Origin of the sequence: uncultured Pseudoflavonifractor sp., assembly GCF_944387805.1 — a bacterium.
In the GTDB taxonomy this organism is placed as follows: Bacteria; Bacillota; Clostridia; order Oscillospirales; family Oscillospiraceae; genus Pseudoflavonifractor.
Genome location: NZ_CALXGI010000021.1, coordinates 20,092 through 40,466, shown reverse-complemented (window position 1 = coordinate 40,466; position 20,375 = coordinate 20,092). Strand labels below are relative to the sequence as shown.

The 20,375-nt window shown below is 62.0% G+C and carries 20 protein-coding genes; 14 read left to right on the top strand and 6 right to left on the bottom strand.

Annotated features, from left to right (window positions below):
- A partial coding sequence (gene nrdD, locus Q0K06_RS07370) for an anaerobic ribonucleoside-triphosphate reductase (protein WP_294550606.1) occupies positions 1–1,176 on the top strand: 1,176 nt, incomplete at its 5' end.
- Positions 1,177–1,542: 366 nt separating this feature from the next.
- Complete coding sequence (gene nrdG, locus Q0K06_RS07365) at positions 1,543–2,070, top strand: anaerobic ribonucleoside-triphosphate reductase activating protein (RefSeq protein WP_294550603.1); 528 nt, start codon at positions 1,543–1,545, stop codon at positions 2,068–2,070.
- Here the strand turns inward: nrdG and Q0K06_RS07360 are convergent.
- Positions 2,051–2,305, bottom strand: a complete 255-nt coding sequence (locus tag Q0K06_RS07360; RefSeq protein ID WP_294550601.1) for a hypothetical protein — start codon at positions 2,303–2,305, stop codon at positions 2,051–2,053. The genes nrdG and Q0K06_RS07360 overlap by 20 nt on opposite strands.
- Positions 2,306–2,373: 68 nt before the next feature.
- On the opposite strand from Q0K06_RS07360, the gene Q0K06_RS07355 reads away from it, so the two are divergent.
- From Q0K06_RS07355 to rsmI, 4 genes are read left to right on the top strand one after another with little or no spacing between them, the layout of a single operon-like run.
- On the top strand, positions 2,374–2,607 hold the full coding sequence (locus Q0K06_RS07355) for a helix-turn-helix transcriptional regulator (protein WP_294550599.1): 234 nt from the start codon (positions 2,374–2,376) through the stop codon (positions 2,605–2,607).
- Positions 2,594–3,220, top strand: coding sequence for a CatA-like O-acetyltransferase (locus Q0K06_RS07350; RefSeq protein ID WP_294550596.1), 627 nt, complete (start codon positions 2,594–2,596; stop codon positions 3,218–3,220). Before Q0K06_RS07355 ends, Q0K06_RS07350 begins: the two co-directional genes overlap by 14 nt.
- Position 3,221: 1 nt before the next feature.
- Positions 3,222–3,869 (top strand): methyltransferase, encoded by a 648-nt coding sequence (locus tag Q0K06_RS07345; protein ID WP_294550594.1) that lies wholly within the window; start codon positions 3,222–3,224, stop codon positions 3,867–3,869.
- Between the two features lie 22 nt (positions 3,870–3,891).
- Entirely contained in the window at positions 3,892–4,725 is an 834-nt protein-coding gene (gene rsmI / locus Q0K06_RS07340; protein ID WP_294550593.1) for a 16S rRNA (cytidine(1402)-2'-O)-methyltransferase, read from the top strand.
- A gap of 457 nt (positions 4,726–5,182) precedes the next feature.
- On the opposite strand, the gene Q0K06_RS07335 is transcribed toward rsmI, so the two are convergent.
- Positions 5,183–5,434 (bottom strand): AbrB/MazE/SpoVT family DNA-binding domain-containing protein, encoded by a 252-nt coding sequence (locus Q0K06_RS07335; RefSeq protein WP_294550590.1) that lies wholly within the window; start codon positions 5,432–5,434, stop codon positions 5,183–5,185.
- A 250-nt stretch (positions 5,435–5,684) separates the two neighbouring features.
- Between Q0K06_RS07335 and Q0K06_RS07330 the strand changes: the two genes are divergently transcribed.
- Together Q0K06_RS07330 and Q0K06_RS07325 are read left to right on the top strand one after the other, a co-directional pair.
- The gene (locus tag Q0K06_RS07330) at positions 5,685–6,293 is read left to right on the top strand and encodes a spore maturation protein A (protein ID WP_294550588.1); all 609 of its coding nucleotides are present in this window, start codon (positions 5,685–5,687) and stop codon (positions 6,291–6,293) included.
- Positions 6,293–6,805 carry a nucleoside recognition domain-containing protein gene (locus Q0K06_RS07325; protein WP_294550608.1) on the top strand — a complete coding sequence of 171 codons (513 nt, stop codon included), beginning with the start codon at positions 6,293–6,295 and terminating at the stop codon, positions 6,803–6,805. The genes Q0K06_RS07330 and Q0K06_RS07325 overlap by 1 nt, the downstream gene beginning before the upstream one ends.
- 66 nt (positions 6,806–6,871) lie before the next feature.
- Here Q0K06_RS07325 and Q0K06_RS07320 read toward each other — a convergent pair whose 3' ends face one another.
- From Q0K06_RS07320 to Q0K06_RS07305, 4 genes are read right to left on the bottom strand one after another with little or no spacing between them, the layout of a single operon-like run.
- Positions 6,872–7,576, bottom strand: coding sequence for an L-ribulose-5-phosphate 4-epimerase (locus tag Q0K06_RS07320; protein WP_294550585.1), 705 nt, complete (start codon positions 7,574–7,576; stop codon positions 6,872–6,874).
- Positions 7,577–7,581: 5 nt separating this feature from the next.
- Entirely contained in the window at positions 7,582–9,063 is a 1,482-nt protein-coding gene (araA, locus tag Q0K06_RS07315; RefSeq protein ID WP_294550582.1) for an L-arabinose isomerase, read from the bottom strand.
- A gap of 18 nt (positions 9,064–9,081) precedes the next feature.
- Positions 9,082–10,680 (bottom strand): FGGY-family carbohydrate kinase, encoded by a 1,599-nt coding sequence (locus tag Q0K06_RS07310; RefSeq protein WP_294550579.1) that lies wholly within the window; start codon positions 10,678–10,680, stop codon positions 9,082–9,084.
- Positions 10,681–10,734: 54 nt separating this feature from the next.
- A complete protein-coding gene (locus Q0K06_RS07305) occupies positions 10,735–13,131 on the bottom strand; it encodes a glycoside hydrolase family 2 TIM barrel-domain containing protein (protein ID WP_294550576.1) in 2,397 nt (798 codons plus the stop codon).
- A gap of 779 nt (positions 13,132–13,910) precedes the next feature.
- On the opposite strand from Q0K06_RS07305, the gene Q0K06_RS07300 reads away from it, so the two are divergent.
- The 6 genes from Q0K06_RS07300 to Q0K06_RS07275 all read left to right on the top strand — a co-directional run bounded on the left by Q0K06_RS07300 (position 13,911) and on the right by Q0K06_RS07275 (position 20,292).
- Entirely contained in the window at positions 13,911–14,975 is a 1,065-nt protein-coding gene (locus Q0K06_RS07300; RefSeq protein ID WP_294550574.1) for a GntR family transcriptional regulator, read from the top strand.
- A gap of 23 nt (positions 14,976–14,998) precedes the next feature.
- Positions 14,999–15,949, top strand: coding sequence for an aldo/keto reductase (locus Q0K06_RS07295; protein ID WP_294550572.1), 951 nt, complete (start codon positions 14,999–15,001; stop codon positions 15,947–15,949).
- 101 nt (positions 15,950–16,050) lie between these two features.
- A complete protein-coding gene (udk, locus tag Q0K06_RS07290; RefSeq protein WP_294550568.1) occupies positions 16,051–16,668 on the top strand; it encodes a uridine kinase in 618 nt (205 codons plus the stop codon).
- Positions 16,669–16,850: 182 nt separating this feature from the next.
- Entirely contained in the window at positions 16,851–17,624 is a 774-nt protein-coding gene (locus Q0K06_RS07285) for a DUF4358 domain-containing protein (RefSeq protein WP_294550565.1), read from the top strand.
- An 89-nt stretch (positions 17,625–17,713) separates the two neighbouring features.
- On the top strand, positions 17,714–19,117 hold the full coding sequence (locus tag Q0K06_RS07280; protein ID WP_294550563.1) for an MBOAT family O-acyltransferase: 1,404 nt from the start codon (positions 17,714–17,716) through the stop codon (positions 19,115–19,117).
- Positions 19,118–19,134: 17 nt separating this feature from the next.
- On the top strand, positions 19,135–20,292 hold the full coding sequence (locus Q0K06_RS07275; RefSeq protein WP_294550560.1) for a DHHW family protein: 1,158 nt from the start codon (positions 19,135–19,137) through the stop codon (positions 20,290–20,292).
- Positions 20,293–20,375: the final 83 nt, after the last annotated feature.

Sequence of the window (20,375 nt, the reverse complement as noted above, 5' to 3'; positions counted from 1 at the left end):
AACGGCGAGACCCCCATCTTCCCCATCCAGATCTTCCGGGTGAAGGAGGGCGTCAACTACAACCCCGGCGAGCCCAATTACGACCTGTTCCAGCTGGCCATCCGCTGCTCTGCCAAGCGGCTGTTCCCCAACTTCAGCTTTATCGACGCGCCCTTCAACCTCCAGTACTACGATCCCAAGCGGCCCGAGACCGAGATTGCCTACATGGGCTGCCGTACCCGTGTCATCGGCAACGTGTACGACCCCAGCCGGGAGATCTGCAACGGCCGCGGCAACCTGTCCTTCACCACCATCAACCTGCCCCGTCTGGCCATCAAGGCCAAGGGGGACCTGGACGCCTTCTTCGAGGGCCTGGACCGGATGATGGACCTGTGCGTGGACCAGCTGCTGGAGCGGTTTGAGATCCAGTGCCGCAAGCACGTGCGCAACTACCCCTTCCTCATGGGCCAGGGCGTCTGGCTGGACAGCGACAAGCTGGACTGGGACGACGAGGTCCGTGAGGTGCTCAAGCACGGCACCCTGTCCGTGGGCTTCATCGGCCTGGCCGAGACCCTGAAGGCCCTCATCGGCGTCCACCACGGCGAGAGCGAGAAGGCCCAGGTGCTGGGCCTGGAGATCATCTCCCACATGCGGGCCCGCATGGATGCGGAGAGCGACAAGCGGGGCCTCAACTTCTCCCTGCTGGCCACCCCAGCCGAGGGCCTGTCCGGCCGCTTCGTGAAGATGGACAAGGCCCGCTTCGGCGTCATGGAGGGCATCACCGACCGGGAGTACTACACCAACTCCTTCCATGTGCCTGTGTACTACCCCATCTCCGCCTATGACAAGATCCGCATCGAGGCGCCCTACCACGCCCTCACCAACGCCGGCCACATCAGCTACATCGAGATGGACGGCGACCCCACCGAGAACCTGGAGGCTTTCGAGAAGGTCATCCGCTGCATGAAGGAGAGCGGCATCGGCTACGGCTCTGTGAACCACCCGGTAGACCGTGACCCTGTGTGCGGCTTCTCCGGCATCATCGGCGACCAGTGCCCCGGCTGCGGCCGCACCGAGGCCGACGGCGTGCCCTTTGAGCGCATCCGCCGTATCACCGGCTACCTGGTGGGCACCCTGGACCGCTTCAACAACGCCAAGCGGGCCGAGGAGCACGACCGGGTGAAACACTCGGTGTAAGTATGGGATAAAAGCAGTGCCCCTGCCGCATGGCGGCAGGGGCACTTTTTCAGTCAAAAGAGCGGCTTTGCCGCTCTTTTGAGGAAGATGCAGCCCACTGCGCGCATAATTTGTCCGCTTGATGCGGACAAATTCCACACTTGTGGGCTGAGAAGAATTTTCTCCGACGTACATGCCGCCGGAGAAAATAGATTTCATTTGATTCGCGCCTGCGGGCGCGAACGCTGCGAGGCCTTTTGCCTGAGGCCGGTGGTCCAGCTGCCTATGACAAAGCAACTTTTGAGCCTGCGCCCCCTGATTTCCTTGTGCTTTGGCGGGGGAGCGGCTATAATGGAGAAAACAGCGTTTACAGAAAGGAACGAGCCTATGAGAATCGCGTCCACCATGTCCGATTCCATTGTGGACGGCCCGGGGCTGCGCTTCACGGTGTTCACCCAGGGCTGTCCCCACAACTGTCCGGGCTGCCACAACCCGGAGACCCACGACCCAGCCGGAGGGCGGGAGGTGACCGTGGAGGAACTGGCGGAGAAGATGGGCAAAAATCCCCTCACCGACGGCCTGACCCTCTCGGGCGGCGACCCCTTCCTCCAGGCGGAGGAGTGTGCCAAGCTGGCCGCCCTGGCCCACGGCCAGGGGAAGAACGTGTGGACCTATACCGGCTATACCTGGGAAATACTTACCGCTGCGGGACGGCCCGACTGGGACGCCCTGCTGGCTGAGACCGACGTGCTGGTGGACGGGCCCTTTGTGGCGGCGCAGAAGTCCTATGACGCCCTGTTCCGGGGCTCCACCAACCAGCGGCTCATCGACATGCCCGCCAGCCGGGTGGCGGGCAGGGTGGTGCTGTGGACCCGGCCCGACCCGCTGGCCCATTTCACGATTCCCGAGTCGTAAGACACGCCGGTACGGCGGCAGAGCAGTCCCGGGCCAGTCCGGCGCCGGTGCGCAGGCCCAGATAGAAGGCGTGGACGGCCAGGAAGCGGAAGAGGGCCTCATGCTCCTGCCGTGCCTGTACGGTGTGGCTGTTCTCCCACAGGGAAAAGAGAGATTCGGCCTCCAAATCCCTGGGCTGCCTGTCCAGATAGGGCTTGATGTAGCTGCTGTACAGAAAGCGGGAAAAATCGGTCATAACACCACCTCCTAAGTCGTGCTTATTATACACCACTCAAAATGTCGTGTCAAGGGGGAATAATGCCCATGGAGAAGATTATGGAGCCGTTTGGAAAACGGCTGAAAGAGTTGCGGGAGCGGGAACATAAAACCCAGGTAGATATGGCGAATCTTTTGCAGTGCACAGACCGCCACTATCAGCGCATGGAGTACGGCTATGTGAATGTTCCCTCACTGACGCTTATTTTTCTGGCAGATTATTTCCATGTAACCACCGACTACCTGCTGGGACGGGAGGAGAAGCACCATGACGGTGATTGACAAGGAGACATGGCCTCGGCGGGGACACTACGAGTTCTTCGCGCCCATGTCCAACCCTTTTTACAGTCTGACCTTTCCGGTTGACGTAACAACCCTGAAATTCTATACAAAACGGAATAAACTCTCTTTTTATTACAGTTTGGTGTACCTTGTCACCAAGGCCATGGACCAGGTGGAGGCCTTCCGGTACAAGTGCCGGGGGGAGGAGATTGTGCTCCACGACTGCCTCGTCCCCAGCTTTACCGACCTGAAGCCGGGGAGCGAGCTCTTCCACATCACCACCCTGGAGGCAGGGGAGGACATAGCCGACTTCTGCCGCCGGGCGGGCGAGGTGTCCAGGGCCCAGACCAAGTTTATCGACAACGGCCCCTGGCCGGGAGACCAGCTTATCTACTTCACCTGCCAGCCCTGGTTCCCCATTACCTCCCTGACCAACGAACGGGACCTGAACCCGGAGGACAGCGTGCCCCGGGTGGCCTGGGGCAAGTATGAGGAGAAGGACGGACGGCTGGTGCTGTCCATGTCCCTGGAGCTGAACCACCGCCTGGTGGACGGCGTCCACGTGGGGCAGTTCTACCAGTGTCTGAACGCCCTGATGGAGGCCCTGGGCTGACATGGCGCATACGGAACAGCTGGGGCCCTATACCCTCCGTTGGGAGGAGGGCTGCTTCCCCCTGGGGCAGGACAGCCTGCTGCTGGGGGCCTTCGCCACGGTGAAGCCGGGCTGGCGGGTGTGCGACCTGGGCTGCGGTCCGGGAACCCTGCTCCTGCTGCTGTTGGGCCGGGTTTCCACCTTGACAGTGTGCGGTGTGGAAATCTCTCCCATAGCTGCCGGCGTTGCCCGGCGCAATCTGGCGGATAACGGCCTGTCCGGGGAGATTATCACCGGAGATTTGAAGGACATTGCCAGCCTGCCAACTGCGGGACAGTGGGATCTGGTGGTGTCCAATCCGCCCTGGTTCCCGGACGGATCCGGCCGTTCCGGCGGAGCGGCCCGGATGGAGGAGCAGTGCACCCTGGAGCAGCTGTGCGCCGCCGCCGCCCGGTGCCTGAAAAACGGCGGCCGCTTTGCCCTGGTCCACCGGCCCGACCGGCTGACCGACCTGCTCTGCGCCCTCCGCGGGGCCGGTCTGGAGCCCAAGCGGATGCAGCTGGTGCAGCACAGGGAGGGGAAGGCCCCCTCCGCCGTGCTGCTGGAGGCGGTGCGGCAGGGCCGCCCGGGCTTGGAGGTCCTGCCTGTGCGGACAGGACCGTTAAAATGATTGATTTTCTGGAGGTAGCCCAATGGCCGGAATACTCTATCTGGTCCCCACGCCCATCGGCAACCTGGGGGACATGTCTCAGCGGATGATTGACACCCTGGCGGAGGCGGACTTCATCGCCGCCGAGGACACCCGGGTGTCCCTGAAGCTGCTCAACCACCTGGGGCTGAAAAAGCCCATGGTGAGTTACTACCGCCACAACACCGAGACCGGCGGCCAGACTGTGCTAAATCGCCTGCTGGCGGGGGAGAGCTGCGCCCTGGTTACCGACGCGGGTACCCCCGCCATCTCAGACCCCGGCGAGGAGCTGGTGAAGCTGTGCGCCGGCAACGGCGTGGAGGTCATCTCCATCCCCGGCCCCTGCGCCTTGGTCACGGCGCTGTCGGTGTCCGGCCTGCCCACCGGCCGGTTCACCTTTGAGGGCTTCCTGCCCATGAATAAGAAGAACCGGAAGGCCCATCTGCTCTCTCTCACCGGTGAGCAGCGGACCATGATCTTCTATGAGGCCCCCCACAAGCTCTCCGCCACCCTGGCCGATCTGCGGGACACCTTCGGCGGGGACCGGCGGATCTCTCTGTGCCGGGAGCTGACCAAGCTCCATGAGGAGGTGCGCCGCACCACCCTGGACGAGGCCGTGGCCTGGTACCAGGCCAACAGCCCCAAGGGGGAGTTTGTGCTGGTGGTAGAGGGCGCCCAGCCCGTGGAGGAGGAGGGCGTCAGCCCGGAGGACGGCCTGGCTCTGGTGGAGCGCTACCGGGCTGAGGGACGCTCTCTGCGGGACGCCGCCCGCCGGGCGGCGGAGGAGACCGGCCTGCCCCGCAAAGAGCTCTATGACCGGGCGCTGGGAAAGAAATAATCCTTTGTCCAGAATGATTGGACAGTAAAATTATATGCAATCAGCATACAGAGGCGCGGCGTCACCCGACGCCGCGCCTCTGTATGCTGATTGTCTTATTCCACAAGCCGAGAGAAGAAAAATTGACGAGAAAAGAAGAAGGATATCCTATTTTGTAATAAATTGTAAAAATATATTATACGAATAGTATATAGATGGAAGTTTATAACTTCACAGAATCATCAAATTCGCTTCGAATATCAAAGAAAATACGCAAAAACGCGCATATATATTTTCGATGCAAAAAGGTCATATGAGAAGAAAAATGTAACAAAATACAGGTAAAATGTATGGATAAAAGGAGAAGATGTTACTGGTTGAATGGGAGAAAAACAGGGCGGCCCGGCGCCCAAAGAAGAAAAAGAACATATAAAAAGCTCCCCGTTCTCATGAGAAAGGGAAGCTTTTAGATGTATATTTAGCGGCGATCCTTGCCGAGAAGTTCCTTAATGCAGTTGGGGCACACATTTTTGCCCTTGAAATTGATCACGTCTCTGGCGTCATCGCAGAAAATGCAGGCAGGCTGATATTTCTTTAAGACGATAGAAGAGCCGTCCACGTAGATCTCAAGGGAATCTTTCTCGGCAATATCCAAGGTGCGACGGAGCTCGATCGGGAGAACAATTCGCCCGAGTTCGTCCACCTTTCTTACAATTCCAGTCGATTTCATTCCTTTTTCTCCTTTCACCGACTCAAAGTAGTTTCCGCGTTTTTCCACTATTACCTAGAAACTGACATCATTATAACACAGAGTATTCCAAAGTCAATGAAAAAATGGAAAATAAATTACTATTTACAGGAAGTTAATGATTTTCCTAAGTTAAGGGAACGAAAAATTTTTAAAAATATTTATATCAAAACGGGACATGTTTGGCGGCAGAGTTGAATAGCATGGGGGAGAGAAGGCGAGGTGGAAGTGGATGGCAATGTCGGCGATCTGGACGGCCATGGTGGTGGTGTCCATCCTGTGCGGCCTGGCCACCGGGCGTGAGGGCGAGGTGGCGGCAGGGGCCGTAGAAGGAGCCGCGGCGGCAGTGGAGCTGTGCCTGGCCATGGCGGGGCTGCTCTGCCTGTGGATGGGGGTTATGGAGATTATGAAGCGGTCCGGCCTGTCGGAAAAGCTCTCCGCCCTGCTCCGGCCTGTCCTGAGCCGCCTCTACCCCGATTTTGCAGGGGACCGTGCGGTAATGGACGCCATCTCAGCCAATGTGTCGGCCAATCTGCTGGGCCTGGGCAACGCGGCCACGCCCCTTGGCATTCAGGCGGCCCGGAGCATGAGCAAAAAGACGCCGGGGGTGGCCTCTGACTCTCTGTGCATGCTGGTGGTGTGCAACACCGCGTCCATCCAGCTGATTCCCACCACCGTGGCGGGGGTACGGGCCGCGGCGGGCTGCGCCGCCCCGTTTGATATTCTGCCCGCCGTGTGGCTGGCCTCCGCCCTGTCGGTGACGGCGGGGATTCTGGCCAGCCGAATTCTGGCCCGGTTATGGCGGCTGATGGAGGGACGGAGGAAAAAGACGTGGAGCTGATGGTCAATCTGCTGATGCCCGGCATCATCGCCTTGACCGCCCTATGGGGGATGGTCAAAAGGGTGGACGTGTACGATGCCCTGGTCGCCGGCGCCGGGGAGGGGCTGGGGGTGCTGATCCGCATCGTGCCGCCCATGATCGGCCTGCTCACGGCGGTGTATATGCTCCGGGCCTCCGGCGCCCTGGAGCTGGCGGCCAGGGCCCTGGGACCGGCGCTGGAGCTGCTGGGCATCCCGCCGGAGACCGTAGCCCTGCTGCTGGTGCGGCCCATCTCAGGCAGTGCGGCTCTGGGCGTAGGGGCGGAGCTTATCTCCACCTACGGCCCGGATTCTGCCGTCGGCCGCACTGCCGCCGTCATGCTGGGCTCCACTGAGACTACCTTCTACACCATTGCCGTCTATTTTGGCGCCGCAGGCATCAACAAGACCCGATACGCCGTCCCTGCCGCCCTGTGCGCCGACCTGGTGGGATTTGCCGCCGCCGCACTCGCTGTGCGGCTGTTCTTTCCGTGATGAGATGGATGGAATCATAATAGGGAGGGACAAAAGCGCCCCGGACAAAGTGTCCGGGGCGCTGGGTTATGTATGCTGTCTCTGCCCGTAGTACGCGTTGGGGCCGTGCTTGCGGAGAAAATGCTTGTCCAGCATGGCCTGGGGCGCGGCCTGGGCGGCGGGAGAGACCTGCCGGGTGAGGATGGCCATCCTGGCTACCTCCTCCAGCACCACGCTGTGGTACACCGCCTGGGCCGGGGTGGCGCCCCAGGAAAAGGGGCCGTGGCCGGCGCAGATGACCCCGGGCACATGGACGGGGTTGATATTGCGCTGCTGGAAGGTCTCCACAATGACCCGGCCTGTGTTTCCCTCGTAGTCCCCGTTGATTTCCTCTTTGGTCAGCCAGCGGGCGCAGGGGATAGGGCCGTAGAAGTAGTCGGCGTGGGTGGTGCCGTAACAGGGGATGTCCTCCCCCGCCTGGGCCCAGGCCACGGCGTTGGGACTGTGGGTGTGGACCACACCGCCCAAGGCGGGAAAGGCCTTGTAGAGGACCAGGTGGGTGGCAGTGTCGCTGGAGGGGTTCAGATCTCCCTCCACCGTGTTGCCGTCCAGATCCACCACCACCAGGTTTTCCGGTGTCAGAGCGTCATAGTCCACACCGGAGGGCTTGATGACCACCAGGCCCCGATCCCGGTCAATGCCGGACACGTTGCCCCAGGTGTAAGTCACAAGTCCGCGCCTGGGCAGTTCCACGTTGGCCGCCCAGACGGCCTGCCGCAGTTCTTCCAGCATGCCGCTCACCGCCCTCTCAGCTTCCAGGCCAGGTCAGAGAGGAACAGATCGTGTTCCAGCTTCTCCGGCGTGGTACCGGCGGTGATATGGACAAACTCAATGTCCATCATTCGGGCCCAGTCCCTCATCTGCCCGGCGGTCACGTCGTAGCTGAGGACGGTGTGGTGGGCGCCGCCGGCGGTGATCCAGCACTCCACACCGGTGGTCAGGTCGGGAAGGGGCTGCCACATTACCCGGGCTACCGGCAGGTTGGGCATGGGGAAGATGGGCTTGACACAGTGGATATCCTGGCAGATGAGGCGCAGGCGGCCTCCCATATCCACCAGGCTGACCACGATGGCGTCCCCCTCGTGGCCCTCGAATACCAGCCGGGCGGGGGGCTCCCGGTCGCCGATGCCCAGAGGGTGGACCTCAATGCGGGGCCGGGCGGCGGCCACGCTGGGGCATACCTCCAGCATGTGTGCCCCTAGGCTGTACTGATTGCCCGGCTCCAGGTGGTAGGTGTAGTCCTCCATAAAGGCGGTGCCGCCGGTCTGGCCCTCGCTCATGGCCTTGAGGATGGCGGTCATGGCGGCCACCTTCCAGTCTCCCTCGCCGCCGTACCCGTAGCCCTGGGCCATCAGATGCTGGGTGGCCAGGCCGGGCAGCTGGCGCATGCCGTAGAGGTCCTGGAAGTTGTTGGAGAAGGCCCTGCAGCCCTCGCCGTCCAGCATGGCCTTCATGGCCAGCTCCTCCCGAGCCTGGTAGCGGATGGCCTCCAGGTCGTCAGAGCTCAGATCGTATTGCTTCCGGTACTCCTCCACCAGGGCGTCAATCTGCCCGTCGGTGACGGCGTCCATAGTCTCCACCAGTTTGCCCACCGGCCAGGTGTTCACCTGCCAGCCCAGCTTGATCTGGGCCTCCACCTTGTCGCCTTCGGTGACGGCCACCTCCCGCATGTTGTCGCCAAAGCGCATTACCTTCAGCGAGCGGGAGAAGGCCGCGCCCACGGCTGCGCGCATCCAGTCGCCCAGCCGCCGCTGGACAGCCTCGTCCCGCCAGTAGCCGGCAATGACCTTTCGGGGCAGGCGCAGCCGGGCGGCCAGAAAGCCGTGCTCCCGGTCTCCGTGGGCGGCCTGATTCAGGTTCATAAAGTCCATGTCGATCTGCTCGTTGGGGATATCCCGGTTGTACTGTGTGGCCAGGTGGCAGTAGGGCTTGCGCAGGTCCACCAGCCCGTTGATCCACATCTTGGCAGGACTGAAGGTGTGGCACCAGGCCACAATGCCGGCGCAGCGGGGGTCGTGGTTGGCCTCCCGGACCAGGTCGGTGATCTCACCGCAGGTCTTGGCAGTGGCCTTGTAGACCAGCTTACAGGGCAGGCCGCCGGAGGCGTTCAGCTCTGCCGCCATCTCCGCGGCCCGGCCGGCAACCGTCTCCAGCACTTCCTCACCGTAGAGGAACTGACTGCCCACCACGAACCAGAACTCATAATCATGCATGCTCATGCCTGTTAACTCCTTTGCTTATAATGCGCTTACAGCGGCCCGCTCCACCGCCAGGGCGGCGCGGTACCGCTCCAGAAAGGCGGCGAAACCTGCCCGATCCTCTGGAAGGGGCGCTGTGCAGTGCGCTTGGACATTGGAAAATACCCGCAGGGACAGGTAGTCCGCCAGGGTCTCGCCGGGGGCCCTGTTCACTGCATAGGCGGCCAGCAGGGCCATACCCCAGGGGCCGCCCTCCCCCGCCGTCTCCATCACGGCCACCGGCACGTCCAGCGCGCCCGCCATCAGCCGCTGGGCCACACCCTCCACCTTAAAGAGGCCGCCGTGGCCGGTGAGCCGGTCCAGAGCCACCTGCTCCGGGCCGGTGAGAATGTCCATACCCAGCTTCAGGGTGGCCATGGCGGCGTACAGGTGGGCCCGCATCAGGTTGGCAAGGGTCAGGCGGCTGTCCGGGCGCCGCACCAGCAGGGGACATCCCCCGCTCAGACCGGTCACCGGCTCGCCGGAGTAATAATTGCAGGCGGTCAGGCCTCCGCAGTCTGCCTCTCCCTCCAATGCCTTGCGGTAGAGCAGGGTATACAGCGCCGAGGTATCCAGCGGGGCGCCGGCGGCAGCCGCCGTCTCACCCAGCAGGCTTACCCAGGCGTCCAGGTCGGAGGTGCAGGTGTTGCAGTGGACCATGGCCGCCGGAGCTCCCGCCGGGGTGGCTACCATATCAATCTCCGGATAGACCCTGGACAGGGGGCGCTCCAGCACCACCATGGCAAACACCGAGGTGCCCGCGGACACATTGCCCGTTCTGGGGGCCACGCTGTTGGTGGCGGCCATGCCGGTTCCTGCGTCTCCCTCCGGGGGGCAGCAGGGGACGCCGGGCTCCAGGGTGCCGGTGGGGTCCAGCAGCCGGGCGCCGGCGGCGGTCAGACGGCCGGCCGCGGCTCCTGCCGGGAGTACCTTGGGCAGCGCCTGCCGCAGAGTGAAGCTGTGGCCGTGGGCCTGGAGCAGACCGTCAAACCGGTCCAGCATGGTTTGGTCATAGTCTCCGGTGACAGGGTCGATGGGAAACATGCCGGAGGCGTCTCCCACTCCCAGCACCTTTTCTCCGGTGAGCTGCCAGTGGACATAGCCGGCCAGGGTAGTGAGAAAGTCCAGCTGCGCCACGTGGGGCTCGTTGTCCAGCACCGCCTGGTACAGGTGGGCGGCGCTCCAGCGCTGGGGGATGTTGAAGCCCAGGCAGTCGGTCAGAGCCTCTGCCGCCTGGGCGGTGTTGGTGTTGCGCCAGGTGCGGAAGGCTGCCAGCTGGCGGCCCTGCCGGTCAAAGGGGAGATATCCGTGCATCATGGCGGACACGCCCAAAGCGCCCGGACGGCTGAGAGGGACGCCGCACCGCGCTCTGACCTGGGCGGCCAGTTGGGAAAAAGCTGTCTGGATGCCCTGCCATACGTCGTCCAGATGGTAGGTCCACAGCCCGTTCTCCAGACGGTTTTCCCAGCTGCATGCGCCGGAGGCCAGGGGCGCGTGGTCAGGCCCGATGAGAACTGCCTTAATGCGGGTGGAACCCAATTCAATGCCAAGCGCCGTGCCGCCGCTGAGGACGGCCCGGGCCATTGTCTCCTGTTCCATAAACAATCTCCTTTATGCTGGCCGCTCAGGGGCGCGGCTGTCTGGTATGGCTGCTCATCTGGCGCCTTCCTTTCGGCATGGGACATTGACCCGGGCGCTGCCGTAGGGACTCTCCGCCCGCACAGTCACGTCGCCGTCTGCCCGGATGACGGCCAGAGCCTGACCGTAGTAGGTGTCGGTTGTGTCAGTGAGATAGCCGCGCTCGTTGTAGGGGCAGGCGCTGCCCAGGGCCAGCAGCTTGCCGCCCTCCACTTCCACCCGGATATCACCCCGGGCCAGGGGCTTGAGCAGGCCGCTGTCGTCGGTGTAGCGCAGTCGGACGTAGCACAGCCCGTCGGGGCGGATCGTATCCTGCTCCGGCTCAGCGGTGAGGACGGTCTTTTCCCCGGCGCTCCTCAGGCTGGCGCGGCCCAGCTCGGCCCCGTCGGAGCCGTAGGACACTGCGGTCAGCTCTCCCGGCTGCCACACCACCCAAAAAACTGCCCGTCTGTCCCGGTCCGGCGATTTTTCTCCCATGGGCTTGCCGTTGAGAAAGAGGGCCACCTTGGCCCCCCGGGCGTATATCTCCACCCGGGTCTCTTTTCCCTCGCAGCCGTTCCAGGCCCAGCTCTCGTGGGTGTTGCTCATGCGCCAGGCAGAAGGGGAGTGGGGCTCGAAGGCGCGGTCGGCGGGGACCACGCCGATGCGGATGGGGCACATCTCAAAGGCCACCTGGGTGTAGGCGGTCTGGCCGGTGGAGGCGCCGGTCAGGTCCAGCACCCCCACGCCGGCGGCGATCCAGCCCGGGCCGTGGCTGAAATCAGGGGCGTAGTTCCTGTACTCCATGGCCCCCAGGCCCACTTCGCCCAGGTAGTCCATGCCGGTCCATACAAAGTCGCCGATGAGGGCGGGATGGGCCTTGGCCAGGTCCCAGAACCGGGCCGCGTCGGCGCAGAAGGTCTCGCTGCCCAGGATAACCCGGCCGGGGTACTTGCGGAAGTCCCGCAGGTAGCGCTTTTCGCCGTAGTTATAGCCCGCCACATCCAGCTTGGAGAAGGCATCCCGGCTCTTGCGGTCGCTGCCGCCCAGGGTGGCGCCGAACTTCATAAACTCCGAGCCGAAGAGCCCGGCCAGGTTGTTGAAAAACTCGCTGCCCACAGCCTTCTTCCTGGCCGGAGCGCCCTTGCGCTGCTCAGCCCTGGCGGCTTCCTCCTCTGCCTTTTTGTCGCTGTACACGCCGAAGCCCATGGAGGAGAGGAAGTTGAAGAAGATGTTGATGCCGCAGGTCACCGGCCGGTCATCCAGCTGGTGGAGGTACCCGGTCATGTCCTCGGTGAGCTGGATGCCCCGGGGCTGGGCGGTCTCGGAGACCTCGTTGCCGATGGAGTACATGACCACGCTGGGGTGGTTGAAATCCTTGTCCACCAGGTCCCGCAGGTCGCTCTTCCAGCTGTCCGGCATAAGAGAGGCGTAGTCATACCGGGTCTTGTGGATGTACCACATGTCGGCGTACTCGTCCAGCACCAGCATGCCCAATCTGTCGCAGGCGTCCAGCAGGGCCTTGGAGCAGGGGTTGTGGGCCGAGCGGATGGCGTTGTAGCCCGCCTGTTTCAAAAGGCGCACCTTTCGCTCCTCGGCCTCGGGGAGAGTGACGGCCCCCAGAATGCCGTTGTCGTGGTGAACGCAGGCCCCCCGGAGGATGACCCGCTGCCCGTTGAGGCAGAAGCCGCTCTTGGCGTCACAGGCGACCACCCGCACGCCGAAGGGGATCTCCCGCACGTCCTCCCCAAAGGTGACCCGGCAGGTATAGAGGCGCGGGTCCTCCACGCTCCACAGCTCCGCCCCGGGGAGGGGCAGGTCCAGCGCCCCCGTCCGGTCCACCTGTGTCTCCCCGGCGGCCAGGATGGCCGAGCCGTCCAGCACCTCCACCCTGGCAGCGCCGGCACAGTTGGCGGAGAGACTGATATGAACTGCGGGGTTCTTCCAGTCCGTGGCGTGAATTTTCACCCCGTCCAGGTCCAGGTGCTCCCGGGGCAGGACGTGGAGCCACACCGGGCGGTAGATGCCCGCGCCGGTGTACCAGCGGGAGTTGGGCTGGTCGGCGTTGCGGGCGATGACCCGGAGGGTATTCTCCTCTCCCGGGCGGGCTCTGCCGGTGAGGGGCACATAGAAGCCGGTGTAGCCGTAGGCGTGGAAGGCCAGCTGTTCCCCGTTCAGCCACACCTCGGCGTTGTGGTAGACCCCCTCAAACTCCAGAACCACATCCCGGTCTGCCCACTCCGCCGGGGCGGAGAAGGTCTTCTCGTAGACATAGTCCCGGCCGGCGAACCAGCCGGTGTTGGTGCCCCCTGCCGAGTCCGCCGAGCGGGGCTCGGCGAGCATGGCGTCGTGGGGGAGAACAACGGGGGCGGCCCTGTCCTCCTCCCCCAGATGGGCGACAGTCCAGCCGGTCGAAAATAAGACTTTAGACATGATAGATCCTCCTGATGAAGCCGGCCCGACAGACAACTCTGACGCCAGGGCGCGACTGCCTCATATTCCACATTTCGGGTCAGACCATTTGCCAAGCTGCTGCTGGCAGACACATATGTAGAAACCGTGTTGCAATTCACGCAGCAGCCCGTGTAGATAGCTGCTGTTATTAAAAAAGAATATACTCGTTTAATTCTGATGCGCGCAGGTTCTCGCCGACGATACACCAGAAGCCGGTACCTCCGGCCAGGCTCTCGATGGCGTGCTGATAGGAGGCATGGCGCAGACAGAAGTGGCGGTTGCCGCGAAGCCGCACGCGCTGCGGAGCACATTCCCCAGCAAGGCGGCGCGGTCCTCAATTCGTTGTTGTTTGGAAGGCCGTCCTGCTTTCATCCCGCTGACACGCTTGGCGGACAGAACTTTGTCGCCTAACCCTGAAGAGCCTGATGGACAGGCGCGTTCCCGCCGGCAGATTGGTGAAACTTGATGCGGCCGTACCATCTGCTGAGTATAAGGTATCAGACCATCGGTATTTTCGCAATTGATTTGTCTTTAAGAAAAGAATTTATAGTCAATCAAACAATATAAATTTTTGCTCGAGAGAAAAAATAAATACAATATTGAAATACATTGCGATTATCATTGATAAAAACGAAAAATATGATATAATGCATAATAAATTGTGTTGGAATTCAAAGAACAGAAATAGTCGGACAAAAATATTTGTATTCTTTTTTGCGGGGAAACCTATCTGATGTGCAGAGAGAGGGGGCAAAGTTATGGCCTTCAAATATCTCCAGCTGGCGGCCCAGCTCCAGGCGGAGATCGCCCGTGGGACCTTCCCGGATAAGCTGCCCACCGAGCAGGAGCTGACCCGGATTTACTCGGTCAGCCGCCAGACGGTGCGGCAGGCCCTGGACAAGCTGGTGGAGCTGGGCCTGATTGAAAAGCGGCAGGGCAGCGGCTCCCGGGTGCTGGACCGGGGACGCTCCGGCGGCAGTGACCGGGTGGCGGTGGTCACGTCCTATTTAAACGACTACATCTTTCCGACCGTCCTCCAGGACATCCAGGCGGTGCTCAGCCGGAAAAACTACTCCACCCTCCTCTACGCCACCCAGAACAAGGTGTCCAACGAGCGGGATATTCTCCAGGGGCTGCTCCACCAGCCGGTGGGCGGGCTGATTGTGGAGGGATCCAAGACCGCCCTGCCCAACCCCAACCTGGACCTGTATGGGAAGCTGGACCTGGCGGGCATCCCGGTGGTGTTCATCCACGGCAGCTATGGGGCGCTGCCGGGGGCGGTGTGCGTGTCGGACGACAACTTCGGCGGCGGGTACCAGCTGGCCCGCCATCTCATTGCCCGGGGCCACACCAAAATCGCCGGCATCTTCAAGAGCGACGATATTCAGGGCCACCAGCGGTACCTGGGCTACCTGACCGCCATGCGGGACGCCGGGCTGCCCCTGCCGGACGACCGGGTCATGTGGTACACCACCGAGGAGCGCCGCTACCTGCTGGACTATGGCCACAATGATCTGCTGAAACACTTTACTCAATTTTACCTCAAGGACTGTACGGCGGTTATCTGCTACAACGACGAGATTGCCGACCGGCTCATCCGTATGCTCCTGGGCAGCGGCCGCCGTATTCCGGCGGATACGGCGGTGGTCAGCTTTGACAACAGCTATTACAGCGACCTGTGCCCTGTGCGCATTACCTCCCTGGCCCACGAGGCCCACCGGCTGGGCGGTATGGCCGCCGAGCTGCTGCTGGAGCGGATGGCCGGGCGGCAGGTGCAGTCCCAGTCCATCACCTGGCGGCTGGTTCGCAAGGAGAGCGGCTGAGCAAGAGAAACAGGGGGAATACCATGGAATACGGAACAATTTCCGGGCTGGACAAGCCCGTATCCCGGCTGGTGCTGGGCTGCGCGGATCTGAAGGACACTGCCGTACTGGACGCGGCGCTGGATGCGGGCATCAATGCCTTTGACACGGCCCATGTATACGGCGGCAGCGAGGAACTGCTGGGCCGCTGGCTGAAGGGCAGGGCCCTGGACAAGCTTGTGATTGAGACCAAGGGCTGCCATCCCCTGGCTCTGCGGCCCGACCGGGTGACCCCGGCCTGCCTGGTGAAGGATGTGGAGGCATCTCTGCGCCGGCTGGGCGTGGACTGCATCGACCTGTTCCTGCTCCACCGGGACAGCCGTCATGCTCAGGTGGGAGAGATTGTGGAGACACTCAACCATCTGCGAAAGCAGGGCAAGCTGCGGGCCTTCGGCGGCTCCAACTGGGCGGCGGCGCGGATTCGGGAGGCCAATGACTACGCCGCTGCCCACGGCCTGACGCCTTTTACCGTCTCATCTCCCCACTTCGGCCTGGCCTGCCAGGTCCGGGACCCCTGGGGCGGCGGGGCGGGCTGCGTCACCTTGACAGGGGAGGGGCAGGAGAAGGAGCAGGCATGGTACCGGGAGAGCGGCACAGCGGTGCTGGCCTTCTCCAGCCTGGCCCGGGGGCTGCTGTCGGGCAAAATCTCCTCTGCCGATCCAAACCGGGCGGATAAGCTGGACGCCGCCGGGCGAAGAGGATATGACTGTCCGGAGAACTGGGAGCGTCTGAGCCGGGTGGAACTTCTGGCCAGGGAGAAGGGGTGTACCGTGGCCCAGCTCTCTCTGGCCTGGCTTTTCCATCAGGGAATGAACGCCTATGCCATCTTCTCCACCGGCAGCCCGGCCCGCATCGCCGTCAACTGCTCCGCCCTGGAAGTGGCGCTTACTCCGGAGGAGTGCCGCTGGCTGAACCTGGAGACAGGCGGACGCTGAGAAATTTTACCCGAGGCGCCGATAAATATGGACAAAACACCTTTCCACCGGGATAGAGAATGTGGTATACTGAATCAATAACAAAAAGGGGGAAGCCCAGGATGAATACCATGGTGATCGGCATTGCAGGCGGCACCGGATCCGGCAAGACCACCCTGACCAAGCATCTCATCGACAGCTTTGGCGGCAACATCTCAGTGGTGTACCACGACAACTACTATAAAGCCCACCCCAATATGACCTATGAGGAGCGGGCGTCCCTGAACTACGACCACCCTGACGCCTTTGACACCGACCTGATGGTAGAAGACCTGCGCACTCTCTGCTCGGGCAAGACCATCCACTGCCCTGTGTATGATTACACCATCCACAACCGCTCCACCGAGACGGTGGAGGTCAAACCCACCAAGGTGGTCATTGTGGAGGGCATCCTCATCTTTGAGAACAAGGCGCTGCGGGATCTGATGGATATTAAGATTTTTGTGGACACTGACGCGGATGTACGTATCCTCCGCCGGATTCTCCGGGACGTGAAGGAGCGGGGGCGGAGCCTGGACAGCGTGATCGACCAGTATCTCACCACCGTCAAGCCCATGCACGAGCAGTTTGTCCAGCCCTCACGGCAGTACGCCGACATTGTTGTGCTGGACGGCGGCCACAACCTGGTGGCTCTGGAGATGATTACCCAGCGGATCAGAAGCCATGTGGAAGAGCCGTAACAACCAGACCAATCAAGCAGCCGCCCCGGAGGGAGAAGGCACTCCCCCGCGGGCGGCTTTTTGCGGAAAGTTTTTTTCACAGGGCGGGAACTTTTTCCCCATGGGGTCCGTCAAAGACTGCGGTTTCCCAAAAGGGAAGTACATATCCCGTTTGATATCAGAATCAAAGGAGTTTGCGTGATATGAATAAGAAGATTTTTGTCCTGGCCCTCTCCGGGGCCCTGGCGCTCTCTCTGCTGACCGCCTGCGGCAGCCCTGACACTGAGGGTTCCACACCCCCTGTCAGCACGCCCCCCGTCACCGAGAGCCTGTCGCCCAGCGCCACCCCCAGCCCCGAGGTCACCCCCAGCGGGACCCCTGAGCCCACTGAGAGCGCCCAGCCCAGCGAGACTCCCGAGGCCTCTGAGACTCCCGCGCCCAGCGAGAGTCAGCGGCCCTCTGAGAGCCCTGCGCCCAGCGAGAGCCAGCGGCCTTCTGAGAGCCCTGCGCCCAGCGAGAGCCAGCGGCCTTCTGAGAGCCCCGCTCCCAGCGAGAGCCAGCGGCCCAGTGAGACGCCCGCGCCCAGTGAGACGCCCGCCGCCTCCGTGGTCCAGTCCATCTGGAACCAGGTGTCCGGCCTGGAGCGGCCTGAGATGATGGACCTGGACGCCGCCCTGCTCTCCGACCTGTACGGCATTGACCCCGCCGACCTGGTTGAGTTTGTGGCCAAGATGCCCCTGGTGAGCGCCAACATCAACGAGTTTCTCATCGCCCAGTGCGCCCCCGGCCGGGTGGACGCGGTGAAGGCTGCCTGCGAGTCCCGGCTGGCCACCCTGCAGAGCAGCGGCAGCCAGTATCCCGAGACTGCTGAGCTGTTGGACAACTACAAGCTGGTTACCAGCGGTGATTACATCCTCTTCTGCATCGACGGGAACGCCGACGCCATGGTGGAGGCCTTTAACGCCTACGCAAAATAATGCGTGACGGCGGCCCAATCCGGGCAGACTAACAGAGAGAAAGGCGGAGCGGGCATGCCTCCGCCTGAGATCCGGCAGGAGGGTTTGGTTTGGTATTTTCCAGTGTTCTGTTTTTATTCTACTATTTTCCGGTTGTCCTGCTCATTCACTATCTCTCGCCGGTAAAATGGCGCAATGCGGTTTTGCTGGTGTTCAACCTGATTTTTTACGGCTGGGGAGAACCGATTTACATTCTGCTCATGGTGTTTACCATTGTGGTGGACTATGCCGACGGGCTTCTGGTGGGCCGCTTTAAGGCCCAGGGGCGTGACGGCGCGGCCAGAATTGCGGTGGCGGCGGCCATCGTGATCAATCTGGCCCTGCTGTTCTTCTTCAAATACTGGGACTTTATCGCAGGCAGCCTGGCGGCCGTGGGGCTGAACTTCATGCCGGCCCTGGGCCTGCGCCTGCCCATCGGAATCTCCTTCTATACGTTCCAGACCATGACGTATCCGGTGGACGTCTACCGGGGAGACGCCAAGCCTCAGCGCAGTCTGGTCCGCTTCGGCACCTTTGTCACCCTCTTCCCCCAGCTCATCGCCGGCCCCATCCTGAAATACAAAGAGCTGGCCGACCAGGTGGACGAGCGGAGCTGGAGCGTGGAGCAGTTTGCCTCCGGCGTACAGGTTTTTGTTGTGGGCCTGGCCAAAAAGGTGCTGCTGGCCAACAACATCGGCATGCTGTGGGACTCCTATAAGGCCATGGACCCCAGCCAGCTGACTGTGGCCGGCGCCTGGCTGGGTGTGGTGGCCTTTGCGCTCCAGATCTACTTCGACTTCTCCGGCTACTCGGATATGGCGGTGGGTATGGGCCGGATGCTGGGCTTTGAGTTCCTGCGCAACTTTGACTACCCCTATATCTCCAAATCCATCACAGAGTTCTGGCGGCGGTGGCATATCTCCCTGGGCTCCTGGTTCCGGGAGTATGTGTATATCCCCATGGGAGGCAACCGGGTGGGCCGCCTCCGGCTGTGCTTCAACCTGATGGTGGTGTGGGGGCTGACAGGCATCTGGCACGGCGCCAGCTGGAACTTTCTCCTCTGGGGACTGTACTTTGGCGTGCTTATCATCGCGGAGAAGCTCTTCCTTCTGAAGTGGATCGAGAAGTGGCCTGCCGCCTGCCAGCACCTATATACGCTCTTCCTGGTGCTGGTGAGCTGGGCCATCTTCGGCCTGGAGGATTTCGGCCAGATGGTGGATTATATGCAGGCCATGTTTGGCGGTGCTGCCGGAGGACTGGCGGACAGCACCTTCGGCTATTACCTGCGCTCCTATCTGCCCATGCTGGTCATTGGCGGCGTAGCTTCGGCCCCCCTGGCCCGGGGCCTGTGGGACAAACTTCCCAAAAAGGCGGAGAAGGTTGTGCTCCCCGTGCTGCTGCTGGCCGGCCTGGTGCTGTGCACCGCCTATCTGGTGGACTCCACCTATAATCCCTTTATCTACTTTAACTTCTGAGTCAGGAGGACCATGGAATGAGTAAACGGTACTGTATTTTTCTCACCGCGCTGTTCTGCGTATTTCTGGGCGTGCTGACCACGGCCACCGCGCTGGCGCCCGACCGGGAGATCTCCGAACTGGAGAACCGCTCCCTTCAGCAGCTGCCCACCCTTACCGCCTCTGATTTCAAGCTGGCCTGGCCGGTGGAGAACAGCGGCAGCTTCTTTAACGGCACCTTTATGAAAGAATTTGAGACCTACTGCAACGACCAGTTCATCCTCCGGGACAGCTGGGTGGCCCTCAAGTCTACCTCCGAGCGGGCTGTGGGCAAGCAGGAGAACAACGGCGTCTATTTCTGCGACAAGGACACCCTTATCACCCGCTTTGACCAGCCCGACCAGAAGCGGGTGGACACCAATGTGGGCTATGTGAACCAGTTTGTGGCCAACGCCGGCGTGCCGGTGTACATGACCCTCATCCCCGGCGCGGTGTCCATCTGGGCCGACCGGCTGCCTGCGGGCGCCCCCAACGCCGACCAGAAGGAGGTTATCGACGGCATCCAGGCCAGCAGCGACGCCATCTGGTACGACAGCTATCAGCAGCTGTGGGACCATAAGGACGAGGATATCTTCTACCGCACCGACCACCACTGGACCAGCCTGGGCGCCTATTACGGCTATGTCTCCCTCATGAACGCCCTGGGCATGGAGCCGGTACCCCTGGAGAATTACACCAAGCAGACCGTGTCCGACAGCTTCTACGGCACCGTATTCTCCACCTCCGGTGTGCGCTGGGTGCAGCCAGACGACATTGATATCTATGTCCCGGATCCCGGCGTGGAGGTCACCTCCTGGTTCACAGGCGAGCCGGAGGAGGGCGCCCTGTACAACTGGGATAAGCTGGACATTAAAGATAAGTACACCTTCTTCATGGGCGGCAACCAGTCTCTGGGCGTTGTCAAGAACCCCAACGTGGACGGACCCAAGATCCTCATCCTGCGGGACTCCTACACCGACAGCCTGGTGCCTTTCCTGACCCAGCATTTCTCTGAGATCCACCTCATCGACCTGCGCTATTACCGCTACTCCATCCCCCAGTATATCAAGGACAACGGCATCGACATGGCCGTGGTGCTGTACAGCGTGTCCAACTTCGTCACCGACACCAACCTGTTTACCCTCCGCCAGCCCTGAGCCGGCTTGCCAGCGCTTGTATTTTCTTGTATTTTAAGGTGTCATAAATGGGCGGACGCAGCCGCGTCCGCCCATTTTTTATG

What these genes read in the sequence shown, in the direction of transcription:
- Q0K06_RS07360 (WP_294550601.1), bottom strand. Translation starts at nt 2,305, where the DNA reads ATGACCGATTTTTCCCGCTTTCTGTACAGCAGCTACATCAAGCCCTAT.
- Q0K06_RS07285 (WP_294550565.1), top strand. Translation starts at nt 16,851, where the DNA reads ATGAATAAGAAGATTTTTGTCCTGGCCCTCTCCGGGGCCCTGGCGCTC.
- Q0K06_RS07325 (WP_294550608.1), top strand. Translation starts at nt 6,293, where the DNA reads ATGGTCAATCTGCTGATGCCCGGCATCATCGCCTTGACCGCCCTATGG.
- Q0K06_RS07350 (WP_294550596.1), top strand. Translation starts at nt 2,594, where the DNA reads ATGACGGTGATTGACAAGGAGACATGGCCTCGGCGGGGACACTACGAG.
- Q0K06_RS07295 (WP_294550572.1), top strand. Translation starts at nt 14,999, where the DNA reads ATGGAATACGGAACAATTTCCGGGCTGGACAAGCCCGTATCCCGGCTG.
- Q0K06_RS07345 (WP_294550594.1), top strand. Translation starts at nt 3,222, where the DNA reads ATGGCGCATACGGAACAGCTGGGGCCCTATACCCTCCGTTGGGAGGAG.
- Q0K06_RS07310 (WP_294550579.1), bottom strand. Translation starts at nt 10,680, where the DNA reads ATGGAACAGGAGACAATGGCCCGGGCCGTCCTCAGCGGCGGCACGGCG.
- Q0K06_RS07300 (WP_294550574.1), top strand. Translation starts at nt 13,911, where the DNA reads ATGGCCTTCAAATATCTCCAGCTGGCGGCCCAGCTCCAGGCGGAGATC.
- Q0K06_RS07330 (WP_294550588.1), top strand. Translation starts at nt 5,685, where the DNA reads ATGGCAATGTCGGCGATCTGGACGGCCATGGTGGTGGTGTCCATCCTG.
- Q0K06_RS07275 (WP_294550560.1), top strand. Translation starts at nt 19,135, where the DNA reads ATGAGTAAACGGTACTGTATTTTTCTCACCGCGCTGTTCTGCGTATTT.
- Q0K06_RS07320 (WP_294550585.1), bottom strand. Translation starts at nt 7,576, where the DNA reads ATGCTGGAAGAACTGCGGCAGGCCGTCTGGGCGGCCAACGTGGAACTG.
- Q0K06_RS07335 (WP_294550590.1), bottom strand. Translation starts at nt 5,434, where the DNA reads ATGAAATCGACTGGAATTGTAAGAAAGGTGGACGAACTCGGGCGAATT.
- udk (WP_294550568.1), top strand. Translation starts at nt 16,051, where the DNA reads ATGAATACCATGGTGATCGGCATTGCAGGCGGCACCGGATCCGGCAAG.
- Q0K06_RS07305 (WP_294550576.1), bottom strand. Translation starts at nt 13,131, where the DNA reads ATGTCTAAAGTCTTATTTTCGACCGGCTGGACTGTCGCCCATCTGGGG.
- Q0K06_RS07355 (WP_294550599.1), top strand. Translation starts at nt 2,374, where the DNA reads ATGGAGAAGATTATGGAGCCGTTTGGAAAACGGCTGAAAGAGTTGCGG.
- nrdG (WP_294550603.1), top strand. Translation starts at nt 1,543, where the DNA reads ATGAGAATCGCGTCCACCATGTCCGATTCCATTGTGGACGGCCCGGGG.
- rsmI (WP_294550593.1), top strand. Translation starts at nt 3,892, where the DNA reads ATGGCCGGAATACTCTATCTGGTCCCCACGCCCATCGGCAACCTGGGG.
- araA (WP_294550582.1), bottom strand. Translation starts at nt 9,063, where the DNA reads ATGAGCATGCATGATTATGAGTTCTGGTTCGTGGTGGGCAGTCAGTTC.